Consider the following 16,700-nt stretch of genomic DNA (forward strand, 5'->3'; position numbering starts at 1 on the left):
GATGCTAAACAGTCTGTAGAGCGGCTCGCCGTTTCCAGGCAACGAAGAACCGCCTAGAGTTCCACACGACAGACCGGAACCACCGGGGAGGGGAGCAGCGCGATGACCGACGACACGCCACATGATCCAAGACCGCTTGCGGAGATCGCCAGCTACCACGCCCACATCTACTATGGCGATGCGGCGCAGCGGCGGCAAGCCGAATGGCTGCGCCAGCGCATCGGCGAGCGTTTTCGCGTGCGGCTCGGCAACTGGCGCGACGAGCCGGTCGGCCCGCACGCTGAGGCCATGTACCAGGTCTCCTTCGCCACCGGGATCTTCGCCACGCTGGTTCCCTGGCTGATGCTGAACCATGGCGGCCTGAGCATCCTCATCCACCCCAACACCACCAACCCCAAGCGCGACCACCTGATCGACCCGATCTGGATCGGCCGCGCGCTCGGTGTGCATGGCGAGGTGCTGGGCGAGGAGGATGAGGCGGAAGAGGCACTGGAGGTGAACACGGAGCCGACGCTGGGGGCGTGAGGGGGCAAAGACCTGACTGGTGGGGGCCGCTAGTCAGCCAGTCGATGCTATGATCCGACGAACTCATTGCAGCAAGCAGCTGATGTGCAATTCGGCCAACGAGACTCGCAACGCAAATCCCTCGAGACAATGTTTTGAAGTGATGTTAGTCATCGCGCATGTCATTACCTGCCAATCGTGATTCATCAGCGAAAAGCCTCAGCGCTTACTATACACCGGCTACGCTTGCCGATGCGCTTGCTCAGTGGCTGGTCCGCACGGGTACTGAACGTATTCTCGAGCCAAGTGTGGGAGAAGGCGCGCTAATCGATGCTGCCTGTCGGCAAGCACAGCGTGTGCACGAATATCCAAGCGTTCGTTTCACCGTATGTGATATTAATCCAGCGGTCATAGAGGCGATCGGTTCGCGGCTAGGAGCTCGGTCCGAAGCGAGGTCTGTTGATTTTCTTCAACTCGATCCCGCAAGCACAGGGCTTTTCGACGGAGTCCTTGCAAATCCGCCATTCACGAGAAATCATAATCTCGATGCGCCGAGGCGATCAGTTCTTCGGAAGCGCTTCGATATCGTTGGTGCAGCGGGTCTGTGGGTTCATTTCCTTTTTCACGCAATGGAATTTCTCCGCTTGGGAGGAAGGCTAGCTTCAGTGATCCCTGCGTCTGCGCTCTTCAGCGACTATGGGCGCGCTGCTCTCCAGAGGCTGTGTTGCCGCTTTGCGCAGGTAGAAATTCGCGAAATTGTGGACCGCCCGCTTTGGGTCAATGGAGCCGATGAGCGCGGCGCGCTCCTTCTCGCTGATGGGTTCGATCAAGGGGCATCGCACTTGCCTGAACCGACCCGCTGGTCGGCAGACGGAATCCCTGCTGGGCTTTTGCCGATATCGGCTGTGGCTTACGGGCAATTGGCCGATCAGTGCACCCCGCTCGGATCCATTGCGTTGCTGAGCATCGGCGCCGTCACTGGGTGCAACAGCGTCTTCCTAATAAATGAGGAACAGCGCAAGACACTGAAGATCCGGAAATCCGATCTTCAGCCGATGGTGTCGCGGGCTTGGCATATTCCAGGTCTCACCATCGACAGGGCGAAGTTGCTGCAACTTGCCCGGGAGGGTGAAAAGACCTGGCTGTTGGCTCCGAAAAGCTTGGGTAATAAGGGGGGTGGCGTCAGGCGCCAACTTGCGAAAATCTCTGCGCGTCGCCGCGTAGCGACTCTGTGGTTTAAGAAACGCACGCCTTGGTGGAAGGTTGACGTTGGTAAGTCAAGTGATGCGATTTTCACTTATATGAACGACCGTGGTCCCCGGCTGGTCTTGGCTGCCACAGATATTCGGTGCACCAACACTTTGCACTGCGTTCGGTTCTCAGAACACGTGTCTGTCGATCAGCGATTAACGGCATGCTTGAGCCTGATCTCCACCTTCGGGCAGTTAGCGGCCGAACGCCTCGGCCGAATCTATGGGGGCGGGCTGCTTAAATTCGAACTGAAGGATGCCCGAAAGTTTCCAATCTTGCCTTTCCGACGAAACCTACATTCCGCGTTTGACAAGGCAAATAAGGCCCTCAGTGCCGGCGAAATGGCCAAAGCGACGAGGATTGCTGACGAAGCCCTGCTCGCCCCCCTCTTGGGAAAGCAATGGGAGCAGACGATCGAGCAACTTCGCAGCGAAATAGACGCGCGCCGCGAAGTGCGTCGCGGGCGGCGCTAACTGATCAAAGCGTCAGCGGTATTGGACTTTGCATCGCGACAATCGCAAGATGGTTGCTTATCATCTGCCGCCATCCCGTCAGTATTTGGTTGAAGTGGGATCGCTGACGGCCAGGAATCAATCGCAGCTGAGACTTTCCGTTGGCCGACATGACGTCCTCTCGCCATTTCTTCTGGTGAAGTTCGAGGATTGCCCAACTGAGGACAATCTATCGGATGGATGATAGATATCGTTCACCATTCCGTAAAATTGCATATGAAATGTCAGGAAATAAAAAGAAGCCTTCACCGCTATCGCAATGTCAGGCTGCGGAAGGCTCAATAATTATCGATAACTAGGCCTTTCAATTTTTCGAGACTAGATGGAAGCCCTATAGAGGGCGAGACCATTATCTTGCCAAGCCTTCGATTTTTTTTGGCACGATCAAGTAGCTTTTCTCCATCGAAGGTATGTTGACGCAGTACTGCTTGGATCAATTCGCCATACGGAGAATGATCGAGGCTGGCTGCCCCGCCACCTTTTCTTCTCTCATCGGCGAGATAACCAAACATCGAATTTACAGGCAAGTCGAAGGTCAAAGACGCAGATCTGATCGTCTGTGCCAACCGTTGAAGATCGCGTGGAAGCGCGGCCGCCTCCCAATGGGTTTGTAATAGAGCGATGATTTCAGCAACCTCGCGAAATTCCTTATGATCCTTGGCGAGAATTTCGGAGCCGGCTAGCTTATCAAACTGGTCGATAGATAACTCGGCGTGCTCCAGCATCGCGCGTATCTGCGATGCAACACGAAGTTTGGCCCAGCTGACCTCGTCGGTCTTGTATGTCAGGTCGTGTGTGGCGATCGCCCAAGCGTGCTGAAGGAAAGTTTTGACCTGAATTTCGAAGCGAACATCATTGATAGGTTGTCGTCCTCGGAACGACTCCTTTATGCAGGCATAAAGCCGAAGATCATCGAAATGAAATTCCGTTGGCCGACTTTTTGTTGCTGTGCTGTTCGCAGGTCGCCTTTCAATTACGTCAAATACGTTTTCGACGAGCTCGGTCGCCCGTGTGATCTCTTTCGAATTTCTAACGACAATCGTGCAGGCGAAGAAATCTTCAATGATCATTTCTGAATGGCTCAGTCCCGCTTCAATCTTCTGGGCAAAACTTTCCAGAGACTTAAGTCTAGAAATAAAGTGCCACTCCGGAGGAAATTTGTTCCGTAGAGCTATTACGACTTGTTCGACGAGATTGTTCAGTTTTAGCTGATCGTCGTAGGCATCCCTTATTACTTTGTCAATTTTCAATTTTCAAAGCCCGGTGAAGTGCACTAAAGCGCTTAGCGCGTTGCGGAAATTCAGTCGTGGCGCTCTGATTTGCATCAAAGTATTCTAGGGCTTCAGGGGAGGCTATTGTTGTATAATCTACTGGTGTTTGGGGCGCCTGCTCATTTGGCGGTGGCGTAGTCCTCTCAATTTTCTTTTGCTGCGCAACTGCGTCTACCTCTGAAACGAACTTCAAGTACCTACCGATTAGCTCCGCGTCGGTAGGTAATCTTTCCTCGTTGAGAACTAGAACGGCCCATAGAGAGTACAGATTGGAGACGCTTGACAAAAATGTTGAGACGGAATTGTCTGCATCATAGATTTTTTGCAGCGTGGATCGAGATTTAGTCAGCCGCTCTGCAAAAGATTCCTTGTTAAAGGCCAAATCGGGATTGTCAGGATCCTCATAATTGGCATAGGCCTCGTCAATCAAGCCATGGTCGAATCCTACGATGCTCTCATCAATCAAAAGCATGAACAATTCTGCAATAAATTGTGCATCCGCCATTCGCCGAGCTCGACCGGTAGTCACTATGCCAAGGCTTCGCCAGATAGGCTCCTCGAGTTCGCGATCAACCTCGTTACTGAACCATCCGTCATACCGGGCATTTCTTAGTTCTTGCTGAGTAAGTTTTCTAGAATTCTTATTCATCCTTTCGAATATTTCATTAACGACAGTACTATCCACTTCATCGAAGTATTCGACAACAAAAGGATAGTTAAGAAACTGGTTTCGTAGAGGTGTATCCGCAAGGATATCCTTCCAGCGTTTGTTGTTTAGGCGATCATCTCCATAGTTTTCTGGGATGCGAACTTTTCCTTGAGAGAACCGGATAATAGTTTCAATCCGTTGTTTCCCATCGACGATATGGAAGACCGCGCCTCCGGTCGGGTCGATTGTTTTGTGCAGGTAGATAGGAGGACATGGAAAGCCACGGAACAGTGTGTCCAAGAAATATCTTCGGTCCTTTGGGGTCCAGACGCTTCGCCGCTGGTAGGGCGGTGACAGGTCGAGCCTGCCGAGAGTATGCTGGTCTAAAAACCAGGAAATATCTTGAGTCCCAGGTCGCCTGTTGATTTTCAGCAAATGGATAACCCCAGCCAGATTTTTTCAACGTAGGCCGTAACGTTACATCAACCAGAAATAGTTGCAAAAGGGAAAGTTGCAGATCGTAGAAGTTGTTGCGAAATGCGTTGTGCCTAACTCCACCCAAGTCAGAACTATTGGTTGGGGCGGAGTTTGTGGGACAAACTTGCGTAGGCAGTTGGGCTGACGCAGTCAGTCGAAGGTTGGAGGTAGGCCCATCACCCCCCCGCCAACCGCGGCAGCAGAAAAATCTCCGCCCCCTCCGGCAACTCCTTGCTCCACGTGTCCCGATAAATCACCCCATCGATCGCCACCGCGATCCCGCGATCGATCCACGGCTCGATCCCGGGATACTGTTCCGCCAGCTTGCGGAACAGCTCCCTTATGTCCTTGGCCTCGATCTCGTGCTTGGCCTTGCCGCCGGCGACGGCGCTGAGCGAGCCCCAGAGCGTGACGGCGACCATTAGTTCCTCATCGGGTGTGAGCCGAAAACCGCTTCGCGCTTTTCAGCATCAGCCTTCCCGCTCCGCCTCCAGCGCCGCCAGGATGCGCGGCGGCGACATCGGGATGTGGGTCATGCGCACGCCGACCGCGTTCGACACCGCGTTGGCGATCGCCGCCAGCGGCGGCACGATCGAGGTTTCGCCCACGCCGCGCACGCCATAGGGGTGGTTGGGGTTGGGGATTTCCAGGATCTGCGTGTCGATCATCGGCAGGTCGGAGCAGACCGGGATGCGGTAGTCGAGGAAGCCCGCATTCTGCAGCCGCCCGTCCTTGCCGTAGATATACTCCTCGTTGAGCGCCCAGCCGATGCCTTGCGCGGCACCGCCCTGGTACTGGCCCTCGACATAGGTCGGGTGCACCGCCTTGCCGGCATCCTGCACCACCGTGTAGCGGATCACCCGGGCAGCACCCGTCTCGGGGTCGACCTCGATGTCGCAGATATGGGTGGCGAAGGACACGCCCGCGCCGTCGGCGACGAGCTCGCTATGGCCGGCGATCGGGCCGCCGGTCGTGCCCGACTTGGCCGCGATGTCCTTCAGCGACAGCGGCGACAGGTTGCCGTATTTCTCGCCCTTGGCGATGGCATGGCCCTTTTCCCAGACCACGTCGTCGACCGGGATATCCCACATCTGCGCGGCGCGATCCCTGAGAATCTTGATCGCGTTGCGGGCGGCCGAGATCGTCGCCATCGAGGAGGAAAAGGTGCCGCGGCTGCCGTCGGTCATGTCGTTGTAGCCCAGCGAAGACGTGTCGGCGACGATCGCCTTGACGTTGGAGTAGTCGATGCCGAGCTCCTCCGCCGCCACCAGAGACAGCGAGGCGCGGGAACCGCCGACATCCACCGTGCCCACGGCCAGCGACACCGAGCCGTCCATGCCGATGTTCAAGTCCGTGCAGGTCTGGCCGCCGAAGTTGAACCAGAAGCCGCAGGCCATGCCGCGCCCCTGGTTGGCTTTCAGCGGCGCCTTCATGTGCGGATGCTTCTTCACCGCCTCCAGCGTCGGCCCGATGCCGATCGGCCCGTAGACCGGGCCGTAGGAGGCGCGGGTGCCTTCCTGCGCGGCGTTCTTGATGCGGAAGTCCACCGCATCCATGCCGATCTCGCGGGCAAGCTCATCGATCGAGCTTTCCACCGCGAAGGCAGCCATCGGCGCCGAAGGCGCGCGATAGGCCGCCGTCTTCGGCCGGTTGACCAGCACTTCGTAGCCGACCGTCTTGACGTTCTCGAGCTTGTAGCAGGCGAACGCCGTCATCGCGCCGATCTCGGCCCAGGAGCCGGCATAGGGGCCGCAGCTGTAGCGCAGCGTCGCTTCCGCGGCGGTGATGGTGCCGTCCTTCCTCGCGCCGATCTTGACGTCGATCGAGGTGGCGCTGGTCGGGCCGGAGGCGCGAAACACCTCGTCGCGGGTCATCACCAGTTTTACCGGACGGCCGGCCTTGCGGGACAAGGCAAGCGCCACCGGCTCGGCCCAGACATGGGTCTTGCCGCCAAAGCCGCCGCCGATCTCCGACGAGGTGACGCGCAGCTTCGAGGCTTCGAGCCCAAGCAATTGCGCGCAGTGCTGGCGGTAGACGAAATGGCCCTGGGTGCAGACCCACAGATCCGCCGTGCCGTCCGGGTTGACGCTCGCCACGCAGGCATGCGGCTCGATATAGCCCTGATGCGTCTGCTCGGTCTTGAACGAGCGCTCGATGATGAAATCGGCCTGGGCAAACCCCTTGTGCACATCGCCATGGCCGAACTGCGTGCGCTTGGTGACGTTGGAGGGTTTCGCCGGTTTTTCCTCCAGCCCCTCGGTGAAGACCTGGTCGTTGATCAGCGGCGCGTGGTGGTGCGCCGCCTCGTCGACGTCGGTCACATGCGGCAGCACCTCATAGTCGACCTCGATCAGCTTCAGCGCCTGGCGGGCGATGCGGGCGTCGATCGCCGCCACCGCGGCCACCGCATGGCCGTCATAGAGCGCCTTCTTGCGCGCCATCGAATTGTCGAGGATGTCGTACATGGCGGCATCGCCGTCGGTGAGGTCCGGCAGGTCCTTCGCCGTGATCACCGCCTTCACGCCGGCGAGCTTTTCCGCCTTCGAGGTGTCGATCTTCTTGATGATGGCGTGCGCATGCGGGCTGCGCAGCACGCGGCCGACCAGCTGTCCGGCCATGTTGAAGTCGGCGCCGTAGCGGGCGCGTCCCGTCACCTTGTCGATGCCGTCGGGACGGATCGGCCGCGTGCCGACCGAGGAGAAATTGCGTCCGGAGTAGCGCGGATCGAAATTCATGGATTACGCTCCCTTCATCACTTCCGCCGCGTCCTGGACGGCGCGCACGATCTTGTCATAGCCGGTGCAGCGGCACAGGTTCCCAGCCAGCCCGAAGCGGATTTCCTCCTCGGTGGGCGAGGGGTTCTTCTCCAGCAGATCCTTGGCCGCAATCAGGAAACCTGGCGTGCAGATGCCGCATTGCAAGGCCGCGTGCTCCAGGAATTTCTGCTGCAGCGGGTGCAACTGGTCGCCATGCGCCATGCCTTCGATGGTCTCGACCTTGCGGCCCTCGGCTTCCGCGCCCAGCACCAGGCAGGAGCAGACCAGGCGGCCGTCGACGATGACGCTGCAGGCGCCGCAGTCGCCGGTGCCGCAGCCTTCCTTGGCGCCGGTCAGGCCCAGCCGGTCACGCAGCACGTCCAGCAGCGTCTCGTCGGGCTGGCAGAGATATTCGACGGCGTCGCCGTTGATCGTGGTTGATACAGCTACACCGGCCATTATTTGCCTCCCGCACGCTTGTAGGCGATAGCGGCGGCCCTTTGCGCCAGCACGCCCGCGACTTTCCGTCTGAATTCGATGGTGCCGCGCTTGTCGTCGATGGGACGGCAGGCGCCGGAGCAGATCTTGGCCAACCGCTCCAGCGTAGCTTCGTCGAGCTTCGAGCCGACCAGCACCTGGCCCGCTTCCTCGACCAGAAGCACCGTGGGGGCGGCGGCGCCGAGCGCCACGCGGGCGGTCTTGATCGCGCCGTGATCGTCCAGCGTCAGGTTGACGCCGGCGCTCACCACCGCGATGTCCATCTCGGTGCGCGGAATGAAGCGCAGATAGGCGTCGCCCGCATGGTCAGGCCGCTTGTCGAGCAGGATCGCCTCGATGATCTCGCCCTTGGCGAGCGACGTGCGGCCGGGTCCGGTCGGCACGCTCTCCACCGCGATGGTGCGCTTGCCCGAAGGCCCGGCGACGACCGCTTGTGCCGCGGCCGCCACCAGCGCCGGCACGCTGTCGGCGGCGGGCGAGGCGTTGCACAGATTGCCGGTGATGGTGCAGCGGCCCTGCACCTGCTTGGAGCCGATCAGATTGGCCGCCTCGACCACGCCCGGCCATGCCTTGCGGAGCGCCTTGTTCTCGCCCAGCACTGCGCAGGGCACCGCGGCGCCGATCCGAAACCCGTCAGCCGTTTCGGTGACGTCGGCCAAGCCGCCGATTGCCTTGATGTCGACGATCAGCTCGGGCTCGATGAAGCCGCCCTTCATCCTCACCAAAAGGTCACTGCCCCCGGCCAGGATCGCGGCCGGTCCTACCGCCTTGGCGAGTTCGCCAACGGCATCTTCGATTGAAAGCGGACGTATGTAACGCATCGTCTCCCCTTGGTCGTCGCTATGTCAGCGACCGTTATAAAGCGTCTGGTTATAATGGCCATCCCGTTCGTGCATGTCCGGGTTGGGCCAGAGCGATGCTCCAGATGCGCCCAGCGGGCGGGCCAGGGGCGGCGGCACAGCGGATGCGGCAAATCGCCTAGGGAGTTCCCCCACTCCGTCTCGGCGCTGCGAAGCAGCGACGGAGCGGGGGAACCACCCATGCGATTGCCCTGGAGAAGGTGCGGGCAGGCGGATGAGGGACGACGCCACCTCAATGATTGGAATAACTGTTATTCGTCAAGCGATTGCCGTTCCCGATGTCCATAGCGGCTCGAACGACACATTGCGCAACCCGGCCTTGTGGACCCGTTCGACGAACACCTCATTGACGAAGACCGGGGAGGCCCGCATCGGCAGCTTGAACACTTCCGCCGTCCCGATCCTTTCCGCGTCGAAGGCGTAGCGCTCGATCGCCAATATGTCGCCGTCCTCGAACCGGACGATCTGCGAGCGCGCCTCGTCCAGCGCGTCGATCACATTGGTGACGTTGAGCAGCCAGATCTTCTCGCCGCGCAGCGCGACGAGCTCGCCATAGGGCCGCAGCGCCGCCGCCAGCGCGTCGACGGCCGGCTGGCGCAAAAGCGGCGCGTGCTCGCCGAGCCATGGGAAATCGGAATAGAGCCGCTCGCCTTCCTCGACGCGCCGCATCAACGGCGGCTGCCAGCCCTCCAGCGAGCGTCCGTCGAGGCCGAAGAACTCCTCGTAGGTGTCGTCATCGACCGGCAGCACCCATTCCTGCCCTTCCGACACAGCGAATTGATGGATGGTCGTCATCGCCCGATGGCTCCGCGGCTTTCGACGAAGGTCCGGCGATGAGGGCGCCGTGCCGGATTGCGACGCCCGGCGGTCGCCGAAAGCGCGCGCGAGGAATCATGCAACGGTCCAAACCGCTATTCAAGGCCACGCGCTATCCAGTCCGCTCGCCGGTTGATAAACGTCGCGGCTGGCGGTCCAGGATGGCGCCTGGTTCGAATGAGAGGTTGGCTCGCGAATGGCCAAGAAGTTCGCATTTCTTTTGGTGCGCGATTTCACCTTGTCGCCGCTGTCGCTGTTCATCGATACGCTGAGGCTGGCCGGCGACGAGGGCGACCGCAGCCGCAGGATCGAGTTCGACTGGGAGATCGTCGGCGAGCGCGGCCTGCCGATCCGCGCCAGCTGCGGCGTCGAATTGCTGCCGACCAGGGCGATGGGCAATCCGGAGGATTTCGACAATGTCGTGGTGGTCGGCGGCCTGCTCGACACCAACCGCAAGCTGAGTTCGGAAAAGGAAGCTTTCCTGCTGCGCGCCGCCGCGAAAGGCGTGCCGCTCACCGCGCTCTGCACCGGCAGCTTCGTGCTGGCGCGCTATGGCCTGCTCGACGGCTACAGCGCCGCGGTCAGCTGGTTCCACATCAAGGATTTTCGCGCCGACTTCCCCGATGTGAGCGCCCATGCCGACAGCCTCTATTCCGTCGACCGCGGCCGCGCCACCTGCGCCGGGGGCACCGGAGCGGCCGACCTCGCCGGCTATTTCGTCTCGCAATTCATCGGCCAGAAGGCGGCGGAGAAGGCGGCCAAGATCCTGGTGCTCGACCGTATCCGCTCCAGCCGCGACGTGCAGCCGGTCGGCGACCTTTTCCCCGCCGCCGCGAGCCGCGCGGTGAAGCGGGCGCTGCTCCTGATGGAAAGCAATCTGCAGGAGCCGATCCCCGTGGCCGAGATCGCCGCCAGGCAGAACTGCTCGCGCCGCCAGCTCGAGCGCCTGTTCGGCGCCGAGCTCGGCATCGGCCCGATGGCCGCCTATCTGGCGCTGCGGGTTCATTACGCCAGGTCGCTTCTGGAAGGCAGCGACCTGGCGATCGGCGAGATCGCCTATCGCTGCGGCTTTGCCAATGCCGGCCATTTCAGCCGCGTCTTCCGCCAGCAGACCGGCATCACGCCGACCAATCTCAGGCACCCGAACCGCGCGGCTGCAGCCGCCGCGAAATGATCGGGATGCGCCTGGTCGGGTCGCATGCCCGGCCTGGCCGATTGCGCCGGCGCGGAAACGAACCTTAGCTTCGTGACGAGCGGCGGTTGCGCCGCCGTTTCAACAGGTCGAATTCGCCTTCGGAGAGCCATGCCGCATTATCCCGACGCCATGCCCGGATCGAAAACCCTGTTCGAGCGCGCCAGGAAGGTGATGCCGGGCGGCAATACGCGCACCACGGTATTCGTCGATCCGTTTCCGATCTACGCCGCGCGCGGCGAGGGCTGCAGGGTCTGGGATGTCGACGGCAATTCCTATTACGACTGCATCAACAATTTCACCTCGATGATCCACGGCTATGCGCATCCCGACGTCACCGCGGCAGTAGCCGAGCAATTGCCTTCTGGCACGGCCTTCGGCGCGCCGACGCTGAGCGAGATCGAGCTCGCCGAACTCCTGGTCGAGCGGCTGCCCTCGGTCGACCAGGTCCGCTTCACCAATTCCGGCACCGAAGGCGTGATGATGGCGATCAAGGCCGCGCGCGCCTTCACCGGGCGGCCGAAGATCGTCAAGATCGAAGGCGCTTATCACGGCTCCTACGATTTCGCCGAGGTCAGCCTCGACTCGTCGCCCGCCAACTGGGGCGATCTGCCGAGGTCCACGCCCTATGCCAGGGGCACGCCGCGCGGCGTGCTGGACGACGTGATCGCCGTGCCCTTCAACGACAGCGAGGCGCTGCGCGCCGTCTTCGCGGCCGGGGGCGACGGCATCGCGGCGGTGCTGATCGACCCGATGCCCAACCGCGCGGGATTGATCCCGGCGCGCCGGGATTACCTTCACGCCATGGTGGAGATCGCCCACGCTGCGGGCGCGCTGGTCATCTTCGACGAGGTCATCTCGTTTCGCCTTGGATGGTCGGGCGCGCAAGGGCTGTGGGGCATCGAGCCCGACCTGACGGCGCTCGGAAAAATCATCGGCGGCGGTTTCCCGGTGGGCGCCGTGGGCGGGCGCGCCGATGTCATGGCGGTGTTCGACCCGACCGGGGGCAAGCCGGCGCTTCCGCACGGCGGCACCTTCACCGCCAATCCGGTCACCATGCGCGCCGGCCTTGCCTCGATGCGGGCGCTGACCAGGGGAAGCTTTGCCCATCTCGACCGGTTGGGCGCATTTCTGCGCGAAGGGGTCACCGCCTCGTTTGAAAAGTATGAGCTTGCCGGCCAATGCGTCGGCCTGGGCTCGCTGTTCAAGGTTCATTTCACGTCGCATCCGGTCACGGATTACCGCTCCATCTATCCCGGCCAGGCTGAGCGGAAAAAATTCGACGCCTTCCACAAGGGCCTGCTTGGCCGTGGCGTGCTCTCCGCCAGCTACGGCCTGTTCGCGCTGTCGACGCCGATGACCGAAGCGGATGCCGGCGCCATTCTTCAAGCGATCGACGAAACCTTGGGCGACGTCGCCGCGCAGTCGTGAAAGCAGGCGGGCCACAGATGACGGTTGCTCCTCATGTCGCGGTGATCGGCGCGGGCACGCTCGGCATGTGCACGGCGCTCGACCTTGTCGAGCAGGGCGCGCGCGTCACGGTGCTCGAAGCCCAGTCGATCGCTTCTGGGTCGAGCGGCCGGTCGGTCGGCGTCGTCGGATCGCAACTGACCGATCCGTTCGAGATCATGTTGCGCGTCCATTCGCTGCGCCGGTTCCGCCAGTGGGAGGGCGAGGGGCTCCGCTTCAACCGTATCGGCTATCTGCGTCTGGCGCGCACGCCCGCCCAGATGGAGCTGTTCGCGAGATCGGTCGAGATCCAGGGCGAAGCGGGACTGAGGTCGCGCCTGCTCCGCGCCACCGAACTCAGGAACCTCGTGCCGCACATCAATCCTGACGGGCTCGAAGGCGGGTTGTTCGGGCCCGACAACGGCTTCCTTGACCCGCACGAAATGTGCAATTTCCTGGCCGGCATCGTCCGCGCCAAGGGTGGCGAGATCCGCCAGTATCGCAAGCTGCTCGGCGTGCAACGACGCCCGGGTGGCTATACGCTGGAAACCAGCGGCGCCCCGATCGATAGCAGGCGACGACTGATCGATTGCGATGTCGTGGTCAATGCGGGCGGTGCCTGGGCGCCGCAGGTGGCCGCGCTTTTCGGCCAGCGTCTGCATATCTGGCCCGAGCGCCACGAAGCCGTCGTCATCCATCTCGACGAGCCGCTCGGCTACACCATGCCGATGGTCATGGACCTCGTGAATGGCGAAGGCAGCGGGCTCAACTTCCGCCACGAAAAGCCGGACGAACTGATCGCCGAAATCCACAAGGTGAAGTCGATCGCGCCCGAGGATCCCGACAACTACAACGACCAGTGCGAGGAGCAGTCGAAGGTCGACCTGGCGGAGCTGCTTCTGGAGCGCGTGCCCGATCTGCCTGGCGCGCGGCTCGGCCGGGGCTGGGCGGGCCTTTATCCCGTGACAGCCGACCATCGCCCCTTCGTCGGGCCGATAGATCTTTCGGAGCCGACATTGATCACCGCTGCCGGCGCCGGCGGCTACGGCATCCAGCTCGCCCCTGTGATAGGGCAAATCGCGGCGGACTGGGTGCTTCACGGCGCGCCGGTTTCGGTCCCTGGTTCGCAAAGCCTCGCGCCATCGGCCGGGCGAAACATCCCCGGTCACTGACCGATGCGCCAAGCCCGGCTCGGATGCCTAAGATGCGAGCTTTGCCGTTAACCATCAATTAACTATCCGGTCGCCTTTAATAGGGTTCTGGAGGATACTGATTTTGGCCGCGAGCGATGATCTCGCGACTGCCAAAAATTAGAAAAGAGCGGCGGATACCGTCGCCGTCTGCCGGGGAGGCGCCCAGCATCTTAGATGAGGGAGCGCCGGAATGAACATCGAGGAAGCGGTCACTGCGGCGACAGCCGGGTCGAGCGCGCTTCTGTCCTGCCTTGGCCAGCCGGTCGTGGCCTATCACGTCACGGCCATCATGCGTGAAACCGACGCAAGGCATGCGCGGCAGATGCAGCTCGCCTTGCTGCGGCGGAGCATCGAGGCCCTTGTCGACGACGGCCTCGAAGGCATCGAAGCCGAACGATTTGCATCACAGTTCCATGGTCGCGTCGGCTCGGCTTGGGAGCACCTGCATATGGCCAGCGACACGCCGCATTGATCTCTGCCGGACGGCTTTGTCGGAGCCATATGTAACACTCCGCGGGATGAGGTAGACTACCGGCTACGTCTGGGCTGACGTTCATTGAACGGGGGGCATGCGATGCAGGCGATACCGATAGTCCATCAGCCGGAACCGCCGGCCATCGCCGCGGTATCATCCCTGGGCGGCTATCCCACCGCCGTGCTGTGCTGGCTGCTCTCGGCCGGCGTCTATATCGCGGCCAAATGGGTGGCGCCGGAAATGCCGCCCTGGGGGCTGTGCTTCTGGCGGCTCTTGCTGGCCTGCGCCATCCTGTTGCCGATCGTGCACCGCCATCACGGCGCCATGCTGGCGCTGCTGCGCTCGCGGCCGCTGGAGATCGTCGCCGTGGGGGCGATCGGCCTCACGCTCTGCCAGGGCATGATCTACCATGGCCTGAACGACACCGACGCCACCACGGCCGGCATCATCATGGCGATGTCGCCGATCATGACCATGGTGCTCGCGCGCTTGGTGCTTGGCGAGCCGCTCGGACTCTGGAAGTCGCTCGGCGCGGTTGCGGCACTTGCCGGCATGCTGGTGATCGTCGCGCATGGCAAGCTGGATGCGCTGGTGCAACTGCGGTTCAACATCGGCGAATTGTGGATCGTCGGCAGCGCCTTCTGCTGGGCGCTCTATACGGTGCTGCTGCGCCGCTCCAAGTTCGGCCTTGAGCTCTTGCCGCTGGTCGTGCTTCTGCTCGGCGCCGGCGCGCTGGTCGCGCTGCCGTTCCACCTGTGGGAAATCTTCAACGACGAGCGCTCTGCCCTGAACGGCAATGGCCTGCTCGCGCTCGCCTATCTGGCGGGGCCCGGCGGGGCGCTGATGTATTATCTCTACAACAAAAGCGTGGAGGCGCTGGGCGCAAGCCGGGCAAGCATGCTGCTCTACCTGCAGACGCTGTTCGTCGCCGTGCTTGCCTATCTGCTGCTTGGCGAGAGCCTGCACGACTACGATCTGCTCGGCGCTGCCTTCATCGTAGTCGGGGTCGTGTTGGCGACGGTCATCAAGCCGAGGGCGCTTGCGGCAAAGGCGTGAGGGAACGGCAAATAGCGTCGATCGGCTGTCCGCGCCGCCAGTCGATTTGGTTCCTCGGGCCGTGAGCCGTCCGGACCACGCTTCCCTAAATTAGCCGATTTTGCTATGGCGAGCGGCTGCCTTTGGCAGCGCCGGCCAAGGCCGAAGGGGGATCATGGCGATCGACAAGCGCGTGGACGCATGAACGGCGATCAGCACATGCTGGAACTGCGCGTGCTTGGCGATTTTCAGGTTATGCGCGACGGCCAGCCGCTTGACCTGCCGCCGTCGCGCAAGACGCGGGCGCTGCTCGCCTACCTTGCCGTCACCGCCAGGCAGCACCAGCGCGAGCGGTTGTGCGAGATATTCTGGGACATCCCCGACGATCCGCGCGGCGCCTTGCGCTGGAGCTTGTCCAAGATCCGCCAGGTCCTGGGCGGTGTTGAAACAGCCCTTGCCGCCGATCGCAACGCGGTCGCGCTCAATGTCGCGACGGATTACGTGCGGCTGGCGCCGCTGGTGAAGGCCGACCTTTCCTCCCGCTCGACCGAGGAGCTCGAAGCCGTCCTGGCCTCGATCCGTGGCGGCTTTCTCGCCGACCTCTCGCTCGAGCGCTGCTTCGACTATGAAGCCTGGCGGCAGGCCATCGCCAGCGAGGTGGAGATCGTCGAGCTCGGCATCCTGCGCGAGCTGGTCGAGCGCCTGGCGGACCAGCCGCGGCGGGCGCTGCCCTTCGCCCAGCGCCTGCGCAGCCTCGTGCCCGACGATGCGAGGCTCGCCGCCGAGACCGAGGCGCTGGAGGACAGGGTCCGGTCGGCCGCTGCTCAAGCCAGGGGTCGCGCATCGCAGTCCGGTTCCGCCCGGCCGCCGCAAGCCCCGTTGAAATCCGCGTCATCGCAGGATCCCGGCCGCGCCGTGCAATTCTGCCGTGCTCTCGACGGCACCAGGCTCGCCCATGCCAGCACCGGCAGCGGCCCTGCGATCCTGCGCGCCGCGCACTGGATGTCGCATCTCACCTTCGACTGGGACAGCCCGATCTGGCGGCACTGGATGCGGGAACTGTCGCGCCGGAACCGGCTGGTGCGCTATGACGAGCGCTGCAACGGCCTGTCGCAAAGGCATGTCGTCGATATCTCGTTCGAGACCATGCTGTCAGACCTCGAATGCGTGGTCGAGGCAACGGGGCTCGACCGCTTCACTTTGCTCGGCCTGTCGCAGAGCTGCGCGGTTTCGATCGCCTACGCCATCCGGCATCCCGAGCGCGTGTCGGGCATGATCCTTTATGGCGGCTACGTCAAAGGCTGGCGGGCGCGTGGCGACGCGGGCGAGATCGCGACGCGCGAGGCCGCCGCGACGCTAATGCGCGAGAGCTGGGGCAAGCCGAACCCGATGTTCCGCCAGGCGTTCTGCTCCATGTTCATCCCCGGCGCCACGCACGAGCATTTCGCCTGGATGGACGATCTGATGCTGCGCACCGTCTCGCCTGACGATGCCTGGCGCCTGCAGAGCGCCTTTTCCGTGATCGATGTCAGCGACTTGCTGGAGAAGGTGCGCGTGCCGACGCTGGTGCTGCACGCGCGGGACGACAACGTCGCTCCCGTCGAATCCGGGCGCACCATGGCCGCCGGCATTCCCGGCGCGCGCTTCATCGAGCTCGAGAGCCAGAACCACATCCTCCTCGAAGGCGAGCCCGCCTTCGAGGAGTTCATCGACCACGTCCGCGCCTTCATCGCCGAGACGGCGGGCGCGTAGCCAAGCGGTC

General features: G+C 62.3%; 15 protein-coding genes. 8 read left to right on the forward strand and 7 right to left on the reverse strand.

Features of this window, described 5'->3' with window-relative positions; translation table 11 throughout:
- Nucleotides 1-102 precede the first annotated feature (102 nt).
- The gene (locus tag FJ424_RS02270) at nucleotides 103-525 is read left to right on the forward strand and encodes a DOPA 4,5-dioxygenase family protein (RefSeq protein ID WP_140652308.1); all 423 of its coding nucleotides are present in this window, start codon (nucleotides 103-105) and stop codon (nucleotides 523-525) included.
- Between the two features lie 158 nt (nucleotides 526-683).
- On the forward strand, nucleotides 684-2,228 hold the full coding sequence (locus FJ424_RS02275) for an N-6 DNA methylase (protein WP_140652306.1): 1,545 nt from the start codon (nucleotides 684-686) through the stop codon (nucleotides 2,226-2,228).
- Nucleotides 2,229-2,545: 317 nt separating this feature from the next.
- Here FJ424_RS02275 and FJ424_RS02280 read toward each other — a convergent pair whose 3' ends face one another.
- From FJ424_RS02280 to FJ424_RS02310, 7 genes are all read right to left on the reverse strand, one after another.
- Nucleotides 2,546-3,517 carry a hypothetical protein gene (locus FJ424_RS02280; RefSeq protein WP_140652304.1) on the reverse strand — a complete coding sequence of 324 codons (972 nt, stop codon included), beginning with the start codon at nucleotides 3,515-3,517 and terminating at the stop codon, nucleotides 2,546-2,548.
- Complete coding sequence (locus FJ424_RS02285) at nucleotides 3,507-4,622, reverse strand: DUF262 domain-containing protein (RefSeq protein ID WP_181181992.1); 1,116 nt, start codon at nucleotides 4,620-4,622, stop codon at nucleotides 3,507-3,509. Before FJ424_RS02285 ends, FJ424_RS02280 begins: the two co-directional genes overlap by 11 nt.
- 218 nt (nucleotides 4,623-4,840) lie before the next feature.
- On the reverse strand, nucleotides 4,841-5,086 hold the full coding sequence (locus FJ424_RS02290; protein WP_140652300.1) for a MoaD/ThiS family protein: 246 nt from the start codon (nucleotides 5,084-5,086) through the stop codon (nucleotides 4,841-4,843).
- 48 nt (nucleotides 5,087-5,134) lie between these two features.
- A complete protein-coding gene (locus FJ424_RS02295; RefSeq protein WP_140652298.1) occupies nucleotides 5,135-7,399 on the reverse strand; it encodes a xanthine dehydrogenase family protein molybdopterin-binding subunit in 2,265 nt (754 codons plus the stop codon).
- A 3-nt stretch (nucleotides 7,400-7,402) separates the two neighbouring features.
- A complete protein-coding gene (locus FJ424_RS02300; protein WP_140652296.1) occupies nucleotides 7,403-7,879 on the reverse strand; it encodes a (2Fe-2S)-binding protein in 477 nt (158 codons plus the stop codon).
- Nucleotides 7,879-8,739: a xanthine dehydrogenase family protein subunit M gene (locus FJ424_RS02305; RefSeq protein ID WP_140652294.1), complete on the reverse strand. Its 861-nt coding sequence runs from the start codon at nucleotides 8,737-8,739 to the stop codon at nucleotides 7,879-7,881. The genes FJ424_RS02300 and FJ424_RS02305 overlap by 1 nt, the downstream gene beginning before the upstream one ends.
- Before the next feature lie 297 nt (nucleotides 8,740-9,036).
- A complete protein-coding gene (locus FJ424_RS02310) occupies nucleotides 9,037-9,573 on the reverse strand; it encodes a DUF1629 domain-containing protein (RefSeq protein WP_140652292.1) in 537 nt (178 codons plus the stop codon).
- Nucleotides 9,574-9,790: 217 nt separating this feature from the next.
- On the opposite strand from FJ424_RS02310, the gene FJ424_RS02315 reads away from it, so the two are divergent.
- The 6 genes from FJ424_RS02315 (at nucleotide 9,791) to FJ424_RS33865 (ending at nucleotide 16,690) form a co-directional block, all read left to right on the forward strand.
- Nucleotides 9,791-10,768 (forward strand): GlxA family transcriptional regulator, encoded by a 978-nt coding sequence (locus FJ424_RS02315; protein ID WP_140652290.1) that lies wholly within the window; start codon nucleotides 9,791-9,793, stop codon nucleotides 10,766-10,768.
- Between the two features lie 129 nt (nucleotides 10,769-10,897).
- Nucleotides 10,898-12,217 (forward strand): aspartate aminotransferase family protein, encoded by a 1,320-nt coding sequence (locus FJ424_RS02320; protein WP_140652288.1) that lies wholly within the window; start codon nucleotides 10,898-10,900, stop codon nucleotides 12,215-12,217.
- 17 nt (nucleotides 12,218-12,234) lie between these two features.
- The gene (locus FJ424_RS02325; RefSeq protein WP_140652286.1) at nucleotides 12,235-13,407 is read left to right on the forward strand and encodes an FAD-dependent oxidoreductase; all 1,173 of its coding nucleotides are present in this window, start codon (nucleotides 12,235-12,237) and stop codon (nucleotides 13,405-13,407) included.
- Between the two features lie 211 nt (nucleotides 13,408-13,618).
- Nucleotides 13,619-13,900: a hypothetical protein gene (locus tag FJ424_RS02330; RefSeq protein ID WP_140644893.1), complete on the forward strand. Its 282-nt coding sequence runs from the start codon at nucleotides 13,619-13,621 to the stop codon at nucleotides 13,898-13,900.
- 102 nt (nucleotides 13,901-14,002) lie between these two features.
- The gene (locus FJ424_RS02335) at nucleotides 14,003-14,959 is read left to right on the forward strand and encodes an EamA family transporter (RefSeq protein ID WP_140652284.1); all 957 of its coding nucleotides are present in this window, start codon (nucleotides 14,003-14,005) and stop codon (nucleotides 14,957-14,959) included.
- Nucleotides 14,960-15,139: 180 nt separating this feature from the next.
- Nucleotides 15,140-16,690: an alpha/beta fold hydrolase gene (locus FJ424_RS33865; RefSeq protein ID WP_246677118.1), complete on the forward strand. Its 1,551-nt coding sequence runs from the start codon at nucleotides 15,140-15,142 to the stop codon at nucleotides 16,688-16,690.
- Nucleotides 16,691-16,700: the final 10 nt, after the last annotated feature.

Origin of the sequence: Mesorhizobium sp. B3-1-8 (genome assembly GCF_006439495.1) — a bacterium.
In the GTDB taxonomy this organism is placed as follows: domain Bacteria; phylum Pseudomonadota; class Alphaproteobacteria; order Rhizobiales; family Rhizobiaceae; genus Mesorhizobium.

Coding starts and splice junctions, on each gene's coding strand:
- FJ424_RS02300 (WP_140652296.1), bottom strand. CDS start 7,879: ATGGCCGGTGTAGCTGTATCAACCACGATCAACGGCGACGCCGTCGAA.
- FJ424_RS02290 (WP_140652300.1), bottom strand. CDS start 5,086: ATGGTCGCCGTCACGCTCTGGGGCTCGCTCAGCGCCGTCGCCGGCGGC.
- FJ424_RS02270 (WP_140652308.1), top strand. CDS start 103: ATGACCGACGACACGCCACATGATCCAAGACCGCTTGCGGAGATCGCC.
- FJ424_RS02310 (WP_140652292.1), bottom strand. CDS start 9,573: ATGACGACCATCCATCAATTCGCTGTGTCGGAAGGGCAGGAATGGGTG.
- FJ424_RS02275 (WP_140652306.1), top strand. CDS start 684: ATGTCATTACCTGCCAATCGTGATTCATCAGCGAAAAGCCTCAGCGCT.
- FJ424_RS02335 (WP_140652284.1), top strand. CDS start 14,003: ATGCAGGCGATACCGATAGTCCATCAGCCGGAACCGCCGGCCATCGCC.
- FJ424_RS02295 (WP_140652298.1), bottom strand. CDS start 7,399: ATGAATTTCGATCCGCGCTACTCCGGACGCAATTTCTCCTCGGTCGGC.
- FJ424_RS33865 (WP_246677118.1), top strand. CDS start 15,140: ATGAACGGCGATCAGCACATGCTGGAACTGCGCGTGCTTGGCGATTTT.
- FJ424_RS02320 (WP_140652288.1), top strand. CDS start 10,898: ATGCCGCATTATCCCGACGCCATGCCCGGATCGAAAACCCTGTTCGAG.
- FJ424_RS02315 (WP_140652290.1), top strand. CDS start 9,791: ATGGCCAAGAAGTTCGCATTTCTTTTGGTGCGCGATTTCACCTTGTCG.
- FJ424_RS02330 (WP_140644893.1), top strand. CDS start 13,619: ATGAACATCGAGGAAGCGGTCACTGCGGCGACAGCCGGGTCGAGCGCG.
- FJ424_RS02325 (WP_140652286.1), top strand. CDS start 12,235: ATGACGGTTGCTCCTCATGTCGCGGTGATCGGCGCGGGCACGCTCGGC.
- FJ424_RS02305 (WP_140652294.1), bottom strand. CDS start 8,739: ATGCGTTACATACGTCCGCTTTCAATCGAAGATGCCGTTGGCGAACTC.